Here is a 12545-nt window from a genome sequence, read left to right as displayed (position 1 = left end):
TGACCGCCCCGCCCCGGAATGCCATAAGACTGCCGGGAAGCCCCCGAAGGAATGGCCGGGAGGTTTACCGACCAGGAGCGGCCGCATCGGAGATGGGCATCGGTGCCTCCGGCTCCCGTCCGTACCCGGACCACTAAGGCCGCCCGGGGGATGGGGCGCGGGTAGGACCAACCCGCACCACAGGCCGATGAGATGACGATGGGGCTCCAGGGCGCGTCAAATCGCTACGCGCTTCTCTCGGCATAGCGTCCGGCGACCGCCTGGGGCTGGACATAGGCCGCCCACGCGCAGCAGGTCAGCGGCCTGCGAGCGTCTGCGGGCCGTGGAGGCTGGCGGACGACGTCCGTGGGCGAGCCCTCGGGCGTCTGCAGGCCGTGGATGACGCCAGACGACGCCTGTGGGCGGCCCCTCGGGCGTCTGCAGGCTGGTGGCGGGCGCCAGACGACATCCATGGGCGAGCCCTCGGGCGTCTGCGGGCCGGTGGAGGACGCCAGACGACGTCCGTGGGCAAGCCCTCGGGCGCCTGCGGGCTGGTGGAGGGCGCGAGACGAAGTCCATGGGCGAACCCTCGGGCGTCTACGGGCCGGTGGCGGGCGCCAGGCGTCGTCCGTGGGCAAGCCCTCGGGCGTCTGCGGGCCGTGGCGGGCGCGAGGACGACGTCCGTGGGCGGCCCCTCGGGCGTCTGCGGGCCGTGGAGGGCGCCAGACGACATCCATGGGAGTGCCCTCGGGCGCCTGCGGGCCGTGGAGGGTGCCAGACGACATCCGTGGGCGAGCCCTCGGGCGCCTGCGGACTGTCTGCGGGCTGTCTTGCGGGCTGTCTGCGGACTATTTGGGCTCTCTGTGGGGCTTGTTGGGGCTTGTTGGGGCTCTTTGGGGCGGAAAGGGGGCGGGAGGGAGCCTGGTGCTGGATTTCTCAACCTTCCACTCCGCCAGGGGGCTTGATGGGGCTGAATGGGCGTCCAAAAGGGGCAAATGGTCTGCTGTCGCAGGTCGAGGGGTCTCTGGGCCGGTCGTGGGCGGCTTATGTCCAGCCACAGGCGGTCGTCGGACGCCAAGCCGTGCGAAGCGCGTAGCGATCGGGCGCGCCCCAGCGCCCCCGGTCGCTGATCGGTCCTGATGGGGCTGGGTGCTGCTGAACGGGAACGGGAGAGCGGCATCCTTGAGGGAGCTGAATGCGCAACTGTCCCCCTGACCGTTCCTTCGGGGCTTCCCGGCAGTCTTATGGCATTCCGGGGCGGGCCGGGCGGTCAAGGGTGGCCGAAGGCCATCGCGAAGCGACGCGACCGCAGGGAGCGCCCTTGACGGCCCGGACCGACACGGAAGGACAGTGGACTGCCGGGAAACCCCCGGACTCCCACTGACCCCACCAGGCCGCAGCTCCGCCCCCGGTGACCCCGCCCAGGAACACAGGGGACTTCATGCGTCCCGACCCTTCCCCCGGCCCCCTCCTCCCGACCCTTCCCCCCCACCCTTCCCCCGGGCCCTACTCCCCGCTGGCCCCCGCCTCCCCCCGCTGGCCCCCGCCTTCCTCCCCCGCCTCCCCCCTCACTCCGACCCGGTCAGCACCTCGTCCTGCTGTACCAGGATCTGCTGCCAGGCCGACTCGTGCCGGTCCCGGGCGGCCTCGTCGTGGAACCCCGCGTGCGTCAGCCGCACATGGGTGCCGATCGGGTGCGGGAGGAGCTCCACGGTGACCACCGTCTCGGCGCCCTCCGTGCCGCCCCGGCCCGTCACCCAGGTCAGCTCCACCAGCCGGTTCGGGACCAGGCGCAGGAAGCGCCCGTAGTGGGGGTGCCTGGTCGCCGGGGCCCCCGGTTCCGGCGTGAACTCCGTCTCGAAGAAGAACGGCGCGTTCACCTCGGCCCGCATCAGGACCGAGCCCGGCGCGGCGAACCAGCGGTCGAACTCCTCGGTCCACCCGGCGTAGAGGGTGTGCTCGGTGGCGATCATCGACCGCTCTACGGTCAGCTGGTGGGGGCGGTCCGACAGGTCGGGGACGCGGACCGGCTCGGTGGTGTCCATGGCACCCCACCGTAGGTCCGGCCGGCGCCGTCTCCGGTGCGCGGCGCGTCAGGACTTCCGGTTCCGCGCAATCAGCTTCCGAAAAGGGTGCCTTCGGAACCTTTCCGGCACGGATCGATGTCCTGTGAGCGAACGGCCGTGAGGACCCGGTGAAGCCGAGACGAATGGTGTGTCACATCTGCCGGGGCACCGGTGAGTCGTGTCCGAATACCTGATAGACAGTGGATATCCACGGCTCGACCCGCCGTATACCTTGTCGGCCGCCTTGGGGGGATCGCCGCACTGTGAAGCCGCTTCACCGTCACCTCGTCAACACCTCGCGCAAGGTCCTGTGCACGGCCGCGCTCGCGGCCAGCCTGACGACCGCCGCCGTGGTGACCAACACGTCCACCGCCGACGCGGGCGAGTCCGAGCCCACCCCGGACAGCCCCCAGGCGACCGACCGCGGCGATGCCCGCCTCGACCTGCCCGACCCGCTCGCCGACCCGGCCGTACCGCCCACCGCGGGTGCGGGTGCCGGGGAGGGGGCCAGCGGCATACCCGCGACCGCCCTCGACGCCTACAAGCGCGCCGAGATCGCCGTGGGCGCCGCGCTGCCCGGCTGCAAGCTGCCGTGGCAGCTGCTCGCCGGCATCGGCCGCGTCGAGTCCGTCCACGCCTCGGGCTACGGGCTGAAGGCCGACGGCTACACCGAGAAGCCGATCCGCGGCCCGCGCCTCGACGGCAACGGCTTCGCCGAGATCAAGGACACCGACAAGGGCGAGTTCGACGGGGACGCCGTCTACGACCGCGCCGTCGGCCCGCTCCAGTTCATCCCGTCCACCTGGGCCACCTGGGGCGCCGACGGCAACGGCGACTCCAAGCGCGACCCGAACAACATCTACGACGCGGCGCTGGGCGCGGGCCTCTACCTGTGCGCGGGCGACCGGAACCTCTCGGACCAGGCGCAGCTCGACCGGGCGATCCTCAGCTACAACAACTCCCGCGAGTACGTGAACACGGTGCTCGGGTACATGCACCAGTACCAGAACGGTGTCGCCGGGGTGCCGAACCCGCCCGCGGGGAACTTCCCGACGCCGCCCACGACGACGCTGCCCACGCCGAGGCCGACCCCGACCCCGACTCCCACCCCGACGCCCAAGCCCACGCCCACCCCGACCCCGACTCCGACTCCGACGCCCAAGCCGAAGCCGGAGGAGCCGCAGAAGCCCACGCCGACGCCGAGCCTGGCCAAGCTGGAGCTGCTCGGCAGCCCGGAGCTCAAGGCCGAGGCCGGGGCCGCGTTCACGGCGGTGCCGCGGATCAAGGCGGTGCTCAGCGACGGCAAGCCGGCCGCCGCGAAGCCCATCCTGTTCGAGCTCAAGGACGACACCACGGGCTCCTTCATCGGCACCGAGGGCAAGACCTTCCTCGTGGTCGACACCGACTCCGAGGGCATCGCGGCCCTGCCCGGCCTGAAGGCCGGGGCCAAGTCGGGCGGTTTCACCCTGCGGGTGGCGGCGTACAACACCGAGGCGCAGCTGACGGTGAACTTCACCGGCACGGTCACGGCGAAGCCGGCCCCGGTCGCGGACAAGCTGGCCCGGACCGACGCCGGTGCGGACAAGCCGCTGGAGGTCGAGGCGGGCAAGAGCCTCAAGGGGCTGGAGGTCACGGCCACGGCGCAGGGCAAGGCCGCGGAGGGTACGCAGGTCACGGCCGGTCTGGTCGAGAAGGACGAAGCCGGCGCGTGGGTCCCGGTGGACCCGGCGAAGTCCAAGGGCCCGTGGTTCAAGGACAAGGACGGCGCCAAGGTGACGAGCCTGCTCCTGGCCCCGACCGGAGCCGACGGCAAGATCGCGCTGCCGGAGCTGTTCACGGCGGACGTCGCTGCGGGCACGTACCACCTGCGCCTGATCACGAAGGACGGCGTGGTCCTGATCCTGGACCTGAAGATCACGGCGGCCCCGACGACGACGCCGCCGACGTCGTAAGCCTTCCGCGACCTTCCCCCGACGCGGACCGCCCCGGTCACCGTGCACACGGTGACCGGGGCGGTCCGCGTCGGGGCCCGCACGGGCCCTCGTACAAAGGCAGGAGCCCCGCCACCTCCGCTCGCACGGAGGAGGCAGGGCTCCTTGGGTACTGCTATCCAACCGCGATTAGGTTGGCCCAGGCGACTAGGCCGGGGTGACGTTCTCCGCCTGCGGGCCCTTCGGACCCTGCGTGACGTCGAAGTTCACCATCTGGTTCTCCTCGAGGGAGCGGAAGCCAGAGGCGTTGATCGCGGAGTAGTGGACGAAGACATCCGGGCCGCCGCCGTCCTGGGCGATGAAGCCGAAGCCCTTTTCAGCGTTGAACCACTTCACGGTTCCGGTAGCCATGAGCCCTCCTATGGGCCAAAGGGTCGCCCTGCTCCAGAACCTGCTAAGAAGTCTGAAAACTACAAAAGCCTGCGGGTCACATTCTCCGCAGGCCTCGTACTGCAAGGGAAACCAAACTGCAACTTGCGACGAGCCTAGCACGCACCCTGTGGCGGAGACCAGAGGGAAAGATCACGTCACCCGGACGTTTGAGGCCCGCCCGAAGGCTGACGCGGACCCGGGGGCTAGTCTCGCGATGTGGACGTCTATCGCAGCCGGCCCCGCGTCGGCCACATTCAGTTCCTGAACTGCCTTCCGCTCTACTGGGGACTGGCCAGAACCGGCACGCTGCTGGACCTGGAGCTGACCAAGGACACCCCCGAGAAGCTCAGCGAGCGCCTCGTACAGGGGGAGCTCGACATGGGTCCGATCACACTCGTGGAGTTCCTCCGCAACGCCGACCAGCTCGTCGCGTTCCCCGATCTCGCGGTGGGCTGTGACGGTCCGGTCATGTCCTGCGTGATCGTCTCGCAGGTGCCGCTGGAGCAGCTGGACGGGGCGCGGGTCGCCCTCGGCTCGACCTCGCGCACGTCCGTACGCCTCGCCCAGCTGCTGCTTTCCGAGCGGTACGGGGTCCAGCCGGACTACTACACCTGCCCGCCCGACCTGGGCCTGATGATGCAGGAGGCGGACGCGGCGGTGCTGATCGGGGACGCCGCGCTGCGCGCCTCGCTGCACGACGCGCCCCGGCTCGGCCTCGACGTGCACGACCTGGGGCTGATGTGGAAGGAGTGGACCGGGCTGCCGTTCGTCTTCGCCGTCTGGGCCGCCCGCAAGGACTACCTCGCCCGTGAGCCGCTCGTCGTGCGGAAGGTGCACGAGGCCTTCCTCGACTCGCGCGACCTCTCCCTGGAGGAGGTCGCCAAGGTCGCCGAGCAGGCGGCCCGCTGGGAGGCCTTCGACGCCGATCTCCTGGAGCGGTACTTCACGACCCTCGACTTCCGCTTCGGGCCCGAACAGTTGGCCGGCGTAAGGGAATTCGCCCGGCGTACGGGATCGAGTACGGGCTATGCCTCCGATGTCGAGGTGGAGCTGCTGAACGGGGACGGCGCGCACTGCTGATCGCTTCCGGGATCGGTTTACCGGGCGGTAGCCGGGGTTCCGCTCGCGCGGTATATGCCATTTCCCGGGAATTCCCCCTCTTTTCGCTTTCCGGACCACCCGAACGGAATGCGGAGAGTCCGATTCGGGGGCCCGCGCACGTGCGGGGCCGCCCCGGCCGGGCCACCATGGGGAGGAGGGGGTCCTCTCCTCGGCGGCCGCGAGCGTTCCTCATGCCAGGGGGCCATGGGAGTGCCGCCATGACGAACCGCAAGATCGCCCCGGACATCACGGTCCTCGGAGACAGCCTCGAAGTGCCCGGGATCGGCTTCGTCCCGATCAACGCGTACGTCCTGCACGCCCGCGAACCCGTCGTCGTCGACACCGGACTCGGTCTGCCCGACCGCGACTTCCTCGAAGTGCTGGGCGAGGCGATCGACCCCGCCGACGTCCGGTGGATCTGGCTGAGCCACCCCGATCGGGACCACACCGGCGGACTGTTCGCCCTGCTGGACGCCGCCCCCCGCGCGAGGCTCGTGACCACCTTCCTCGGCGCCGGGGAGATGTCCTGCGAGCGGCCGCTGCCCATGGACCGGGTGTTCCTGCTGAACCCCGGCCAGTCCCTCGACGTCGGCGACCGCTCGCTGGCCGCCTTCCGGCCGCCCCTCTTCGACAACCCCGCGACCGTCGGCTTCTACGACGACCGCTCGCGGGCCTGCTTCAGCTCGGACTGCTTCGGCGCACCCATGCCCAGCGCGGAGACCGCGGCCGGCGGCGACGCCGCGGCGGTCGGAGCCGAGGACCTGCGGGCCGCCCAGCTCCTGTGGGCCTCCGTGGACAGCCCGTGGGTGCACATCGTGGACCGCGACCGCTACCTCGCCACGGTCGCGCCGCTGCGGGAGATGGCCCCGGAGATCGTGGCGTCCACGCACCTGCCGCCCGCCGTCGGGATCACCGGCCGGATGGTCGAGACGGCCGCCCTCGCGGCGGGCATCGACCCCTTCGTCGGCCCCGACCAGCAGGCGCTGGAGCGGATGCTCGCCGGGTTCGAGCCCGGCGGACCGGCCGCCCCCGCCCCCGGGGGGTCGGTCCCCGTCTCGCCGACCTGACCGCGCGATGGCCCCAACCCGCGGCGCACCACCGTGATCAGCCCCTAAGGTTCTGCTGGCACGACGCCAACAGGCGCGACGTCCACAGGGACCACGGGGGAGGGGGACGCGATGCAGCCGCTCGAAGCCGGCGAACCGCGGACCATCGGCGCCTACCGGCTGCTCGGCCGACTCGGCTCGGGCGGCATGGGGCGGGTCTACCTCGGCCGCAGCGCCGGCGGCCGGACGGTCGCCGTCAAGATCGTGCACCCCCACTTCGCCTCCGACGAGGAGTTCCGCGCCCGCTTCCGCCGCGAGGTCGAGGCCGCGCGCCGGGTCGGCGGCGAGTGGACCGCACCCGTGCTGGACGCGGACCCGGAGGCGGCGGTGCCGTGGGTGGCCACCGGGTACGTGGCGGGCCCCTCGCTCGGCGGTGCGGTGGCCGCGCACGGCCCCCTTCCGGAGGCCTCCGTACGGGCCGTCGGCGAAGGCCTGGCCCGGGCGCTGGCGGCCGTGCACGGGCTGGGCCTCGTCCACCGGGACGTGAAGCCGTCGAACGTGATGCTGACCCTCGACGGCCCCCGGCTCATCGACTTCGGGATCGCCCGGGCCACCGACGGGACCGCCTCGCTGACCTCCACCGGCGTCTCGATCGGCTCCCCCGGCTACATGTCCCCCGAGCAGATCCTCGGCAAGGGGATCACCGGGGCCGCCGACGTGTTCTCGCTCGGCGCCGTGCTGGCCTTCGCGGCGACCGGGCGGCCGCCGTTCACCGGGGACAACTCGGCGACGCTCCTCTACAAGGTGGTCCACGAGCCGCCGGACCTCGACGCCGTCCCGGCCGGCGGGCTGCGCGAGCTGATCGCGGCCTGCCTGGCCAAGGCGGCCGCCGACCGGCCCGCCCCGGCGGAGATCGCGGAGGCGCTCGCCGGCGCCCTGTGCGCCCCCGGCTGGCTTCCCGCCCCCGTGGTGGAGGAGGCCAGCCGCGCCGCCATGGCCCTGCTGGACCTGGAGGCCGCGCCCGTGGGCCCCGCGGAGGGTTCCGCGGCGCCCGTCGGCGAATCCGCGTCCGGGCCGGTGCCGTTCACCGCCTCCTCATACGGGGGACCCGCGGTCGGTTTCGGGGCGCCGGACCCCTCGTACGGGAACGCCGCCGCGTCCGGCGCCGGAGGGGCGGGCCCCTCGTACGGGCCCTACGGGCCGCCGCCGACCGGCGCGGTGCACAGCCCCACCGAGACCGCGGGGGGCGGGGTGCCGCAGCCGCGGACCTCCCCCGACCAGGCGCGCCAGGTCACCTTCAACGCGGCCGGGCGGCGGTTCAGCTGCTCGCTGGTCCTCGCGGCGGCGGCCGTCCTGGCCGTGCTGTCCGGCGGCGGGCTCTACGGGCTGGGGCTGCTCCCGGGCAGCGGAGGCGACACCGACCACCACGCGTCCGGCGACGCCGCCGCCACGCCCCCTTCGGCGGCGGCCTCCGGCACCCCGGCCCCCAGGGAGTCGGCAACCCCCTCCGGCACGCCCTCGACGGCCAAGCCCTCGGCGGGCGCGCCGACCGGCACCCGGGGCGACGTCCCCAAGGAGCTGACGGGCACCTGGAAGGGGACGGTCACCACCGCCCGCGCCGGTGTCTCCAGCGAGTTCGAGATCACGATCAAGGCCGGCAGGGTCGGCGAGATCGTCGGGCGGGACAAGTCGGTCCTGCCGCTCTTCGGCACGGATTGCAGCGGCGACTGGAAGCTGGCCTCCGCCACCGACCGCTCACTCGTCCTGGACACGGCGGGCGGCCCCAACCCGGCGCCCGGGATCTGCTCCAACGGCTCCGCCGACGAGCGCTTCACCCTCAACGCCAACGGGACGCTCCACTACAAGTCGGGCGACGGACCGGCCGGAAACCCCGAAGGCGACCTGACCCGCATCCCCTGAAACCCGCCGACGGGCCCTGGCGTACGCTGGATCGGTCCGTACCTCTTGACACCGCCGAAAGGTGACGCACCGGTGACCGACCAGGCCGCTCTCCAGTCTGTCCTCGACCGCGCCGCCGCTGGGGGCCGGATCACCAAGGAAGAGGCGCTCGACCTCTACCGGCACGCCCCGCTGCACGCGCTCGGCCAGGCGGCCGACGCGGCGCGCCGCCGCCGCTACGCCGGCACGGAGCACATCGCGACGTACATCATCGAGCGCAACATCAACTACACGAACGTGTGCGTCACGGCGTGCAAGTTCTGCGCCTTCTACGCGGCCCCGAAGGACACCAAGAAGGGCTGGTCCCGCGACCTCGACGACATCCTGCGCCGCTGCGCGGAGACCGTCGAGCTCGGCGGCACGCAGATCATGTTCCAGGGCGGACACCACCCGGACTACGGCGTGGAGTACTACGAGGAGCACTTCTCCGCCATCAAGAAGGCGTTCCCGCAGCTGGTCATCCACTCCCTCGGCGCCTCCGAGGTCGACCACATGGCCCGGATCTCCGGCGTGAGCGCCGAGGAGGCCATCCGCCGCATCCACGCGGCCGGCCTCGACTCCTTCGCGGGCGCCGGCGCCGAACTCCTGCCGGAGCGGCCGCGCAAGGCGATCGCCCCGCTGAAGGAGTCCGGCGAGCGCTGGCTGGAGATCATGGAGATCGCCCACAAGCTGGGCGTGGAGTCCACCTCCACGATGCTGATGGGCACCGGCGAGACCAACGCCGAGCGCATCGAGCACATCGCGATGATCCGGGACACGCAGGACCGCACCGGCGGCTTCCGCGCCTTCATCCCGTACACGTACCAGCCCGAGAACAACCACCTCAAGGGCCGGACCCAGGCGACGGTCTTCGAGTACCTGCGCATGATCGCGATCGCGCGGCTCTTCCTCGACAACATCGCCCACATCCAGGGCTCCTGGCTGACCGTCGGCAAGGAGGCGGGCCAGCTCTCGCTGCACTACGGCGCGGACGACCTCGGCTCGATCATGCTGGAGGAGAACGTCGTCTCCTCGGCGGGTGCCAAGCACCGGTCGAACCGCCAGGAGATCATCGACCTGATCCGCAAGGCGGGCCGCGTCCCGGCGCAGCGCGCGACCACGTACGAGCACCTGCTCGTCCACGACGACCCGGCGAACGACCCGGTCGACGACCGCGTGGTCTCGCACATCTCGTCCACGGCGATCGAGGGCGGTACCGCGCACCCCGAGCTGAAGCTCATCTCCACGAACTGACCGGCCCGTGCTGACGCTTCACACCGCCGACCTCCTCGTCCCGGGGGCGGGCCGCGCGCCGCTGCCCGGCGGGGCGGTCCTGGTCGAGGGCGACCGGATCGCCCGGGTCGGCCCGTACGAGGAGCTCGCCGCGGCCTGGCCGCACGCGCGGATCCGGCGCTGGCCCGGGGTGCTGACCCCGGGGCTGCTGGTGCGCGGGGCGGACGCGCTGCTGGAGCGGACGTACTACCCGGACGACCCGTACGAGACCGCCGAGCTCGGGGCCGACCCGATCAGCGGGGCCGAGGCGCTGGCCGACCTCAAGCTGACGGAGGCCCGCTGGGGCAACAGCGCCCGGCGGGCCACGCAGAAGCTGCTGGCCCGCGGGGTGGTGGCGGTGGCCGGGCGGCTCACGGTCCCGGCGGTACGGACGGCGGTGGTCCGCTCGGGGCTGACGCTCCTGCCCCCGGCGGTCGGCGGGGAACCCTCGCTGGACCCGTTCGCCGGGCGCGGGTCGGCCGAGGAGGCCTTCCACGGGGTCCTCGACGCGGACGCCCCGGCCCGTTTCGCGGTGTTCGCCGTGCCCGGACCGGCGGAGCTGCTCGCGCAGGGCGCGACCACCTGTGTGGCCACGGTCATCGGGGGACGGCTGCTGCACCGCCGCCGCTGACCGGCTTGGGCCTTGCGGATTCGCGGGCCAGGGCGGCCAGCAGGCAGGCTTGGAGGCGGCTGATGCCGCCCAGCTTCGCTCTTATGTTGTGCACGTGGAACTTGACCGTACTGACGGAGAGTTGGAGCTCGCCGGCCAGCTCCGCGTTGGACGCGCCGGTCGCCAGGCACAGGAACACGGCCGACTCCTGCTCGGTGAGCTGCACCTCGTCCCGCCGCGCTCTCTCCCTCGCACGGGGCGGGAACCACACAGGGACGCTGAAGTTCACGACGCGCACGGTTTCCGCTCCTCGTCCCTGGCCGGCGGCCGGCGGCCGCTCCCTCTGCCCTATGGGACGGGTGGTCCTGACAGGTAGGTTCCATTTCCGTCGAACGGCCAGGCGTTGGCCTTGCAGCCGAGCAGCCCCTTGATCTGCTGCATCATCGCCGGAGCGGGCTTTCCGGGGCCCGGGCAGGTCTCGTGGTCGTGGCCCAGCTCGTGGCCGACCTCGTGGTTGACGATCAGTGCCCGGTACTCCTCCACAGCCCCCTTGAACTGCGGGGATCCCTCCAGCCAGCGCTTGAGGTTCACCACGACCGTGTGCCCGGCCCGGCAGTTCGTCTCGCCGATGAGCTCGGGGGTGACCACCTCGCACAGCCGGTCGGTGGTCGTGGGTGTGGCGATCTTCACGGTGAAGTCCACGGGCTGGCCGGCCCCGACGAGCTGGAAGCCGTACGCGGGGTCCTTGATCCAGCCGCGCGGGTCCCCGAGGATCTTCTCCACGGACTGCGCGGCGGCGTTCGCGTCGACCCCGCTGCCCTCCTCCACCTCGATCCGCCACTTGCGGGAGGGCCCCTTGCCCTGCGGCTGCCCCGAGTGGGAGGAGGCCGCGAAGGTGCCCGAGCCTGACTGGGGGGTCTTGCCGGCGGCCGGGCCGCCGGCGGCACCGCCGCTCGGTTTCGACGCGTCGGCGGAGGGCTCCCCGGCCGCGGGGGACCCGGCCGGGACCGAGGGGGAGGCGGCCGCGGCGGCGGGAACCCGGCCGGGCTCACCGGAGGCGGCACCGGGCGTACCGGACGGCGAAGCGGCCACGGAGTCGGACGCGGAGGAGGCGTCGTCCAGCGGCACGACCGCGTACGCGGTCGCGGCGACGGTGACCGCCGCGGCCGTTCCGAGGAGCGTGCGGCGGAGCCGCTTGCGCCGCTCGGCCCGCCGCTGTGCGCGGGGGCCGAGGCGGGAGCGTTGACCGTGACCGGTGGGTTTGCCTGCCGGCATCGTGGAGCCCTTTGTTCGTGAATATCGTGTTTCGGTAGGCCTTCTTCAGGCCATACCCGCCAGTCAACGCGGACGCCTGGGCTCCGCGTAACTGTCCATCGGGCCAGTTGTGCCCCCGGCGGTGGGGCCGGGTGCCGCCTGCGAGAATGGCCTGGTATCCGCCCACCCGTACCGCACCGCACCTGAGGGGCCAACGCCAGTGACCCGCGCTTCCCTGGACAAGCAGCCGCACGAAGTAGCCTCCATGTTCGACGGTGTGGCGGCGAACTACGATCTCACCAACGACGTCCTCTCCCTCGGGCAGGCCCGCCTGTGGCGCAAGGAGGTCGCCAAGGCGGTCGGAGCGCGCCCCGGACACAAGGTGCTGGACCTGGCCGCCGGAACCGCGACCTCCTCGCTGCCGTTCGCCGCGACGGGCGCGTACGTCGTCCCCTGCGACTTCTCGCTCGGGATGCTCCGCGAGGGCAAGAAGCGGCACTCCTGGCTGCCGATGACCGCGGGCGACGCGACGAGGCTGCCGTTCCAGGACGACGTCTTCGACACGGTGACGATCTCCTTCGGGCTGCGCAACGTGCAGGACACGGACGCGGCGCTGCGGGAGCTGTACCGGGTGACCAAGCCGGGCGGGCAGGTCGTGATCTGCGAGTTCTCGCAGCCCACCTGGGCCCCCTTCCGGACGGTCTACATGGAGTACCTGATGCGGGCGCTGCCGCCGGTGGCCCGCGCGGTCTCCTCCAACCCCGACGCGTACGTGTACCTCGCCGAGTCGATCCGCGAGTGGCCGGACCAGCCGGCGCTGGCCGCGCTGCTGCAGAAGGCCGGCTGGTCCAAGGTGGCGTGGCGGAACCTGAGCGGCGGCATCGTGGCGCTGCACCGCGGCGTCAAGACGGCGTAG

General features: G+C 72.3%; 11 protein-coding genes. 7 read left to right on the top strand and 4 right to left on the bottom strand.

The genetic code is table 11. The features are described 5' to 3' along the window. Nucleotides 1-1547: 1547 nt before the first annotated feature. The gene (locus tag ACIBAD_RS08790; RefSeq protein ID WP_134072165.1) at nt 1548-2024 is read right to left on the bottom strand and encodes an SRPBCC domain-containing protein; all 477 of its coding nucleotides are present in this window, start codon (nt 2022-2024) and stop codon (nt 1548-1550) included. 284 nt (nt 2025-2308) lie between these two features. Between ACIBAD_RS08790 and ACIBAD_RS08785 the strand changes: the two genes are divergently transcribed. After that, nucleotides 2309-3997: a hypothetical protein gene (locus ACIBAD_RS08785; RefSeq protein WP_398905400.1), complete on the top strand. Its 1689-nt coding sequence runs from the start codon at nt 2309-2311 to the stop codon at nt 3995-3997. 186 nt (nt 3998-4183) lie between these two features. Here ACIBAD_RS08785 and ACIBAD_RS08780 read toward each other — a convergent pair whose 3' ends face one another. Then, complete coding sequence (locus ACIBAD_RS08780; RefSeq protein WP_030162033.1) at nt 4184-4387, bottom strand: cold-shock protein; 204 nt, start codon at nt 4385-4387, stop codon at nt 4184-4186. 237 nt (nt 4388-4624) lie between these two features. On the opposite strand from ACIBAD_RS08780, the gene ACIBAD_RS08775 reads away from it, so the two are divergent. From ACIBAD_RS08775 to ACIBAD_RS08755, 5 genes are all read left to right on the top strand, one after another. Beyond that, nucleotides 4625-5488 (top strand): menaquinone biosynthesis protein, encoded by an 864-nt coding sequence (locus tag ACIBAD_RS08775; RefSeq protein ID WP_134072163.1) that lies wholly within the window; start codon nt 4625-4627, stop codon nt 5486-5488. A 239-nt stretch (nt 5489-5727) separates the two neighbouring features. Next, nucleotides 5728-6576: an MBL fold metallo-hydrolase gene (locus ACIBAD_RS08770; RefSeq protein ID WP_134072161.1), complete on the top strand. Its 849-nt coding sequence runs from the start codon at nt 5728-5730 to the stop codon at nt 6574-6576. 111 nt (nt 6577-6687) lie between these two features. Beyond that, nucleotides 6688-8475, top strand: a complete 1788-nt coding sequence (locus ACIBAD_RS08765) for a serine/threonine-protein kinase (RefSeq protein WP_398905396.1) — start codon at nt 6688-6690, stop codon at nt 8473-8475. Between the two features lie 72 nt (nt 8476-8547). Next, nucleotides 8548-9747, top strand: coding sequence for a cyclic dehypoxanthinyl futalosine synthase (mqnC, locus tag ACIBAD_RS08760; RefSeq protein ID WP_385580429.1), 1200 nt, complete (start codon nt 8548-8550; stop codon nt 9745-9747). A gap of 7 nt (nt 9748-9754) precedes the next feature. Then, nucleotides 9755-10396: an imidazolonepropionase-like domain-containing protein gene (locus ACIBAD_RS08755; protein ID WP_134072155.1), complete on the top strand. Its 642-nt coding sequence runs from the start codon at nt 9755-9757 to the stop codon at nt 10394-10396. Here ACIBAD_RS08755 and ACIBAD_RS08750 read toward each other — a convergent pair. Together ACIBAD_RS08750 and ACIBAD_RS08745 are read right to left on the bottom strand one after the other, a co-directional pair. Further along, complete coding sequence (locus tag ACIBAD_RS08750) at nt 10362-10673, bottom strand: helix-turn-helix transcriptional regulator (RefSeq protein WP_166682054.1); 312 nt, start codon at nt 10671-10673, stop codon at nt 10362-10364. The two genes, ACIBAD_RS08755 and ACIBAD_RS08750, sit on opposite strands and share 35 nt — an antisense overlap. A gap of 50 nt (nt 10674-10723) precedes the next feature. Continuing rightward, complete coding sequence (locus ACIBAD_RS08745; protein ID WP_134072153.1) at nt 10724-11650, bottom strand: DUF3152 domain-containing protein; 927 nt, start codon at nt 11648-11650, stop codon at nt 10724-10726. A 199-nt stretch (nt 11651-11849) separates the two neighbouring features. Between ACIBAD_RS08745 and ACIBAD_RS08740 the strand changes: the two genes are divergently transcribed. Continuing rightward, complete coding sequence (locus ACIBAD_RS08740) at nt 11850-12545, top strand: demethylmenaquinone methyltransferase (protein ID WP_398905393.1); 696 nt, start codon at nt 11850-11852, stop codon at nt 12543-12545.

The organism is Streptomyces sp. NPDC051109, from assembly GCF_044455885.1.
GTDB lineage: Bacteria > Actinomycetota > Actinomycetes > Streptomycetales > Streptomycetaceae > Streptomyces.
Note: the sequence above shows the minus strand (reverse complement) of the source record. Positions and strands in the feature narration are given on the sequence as shown.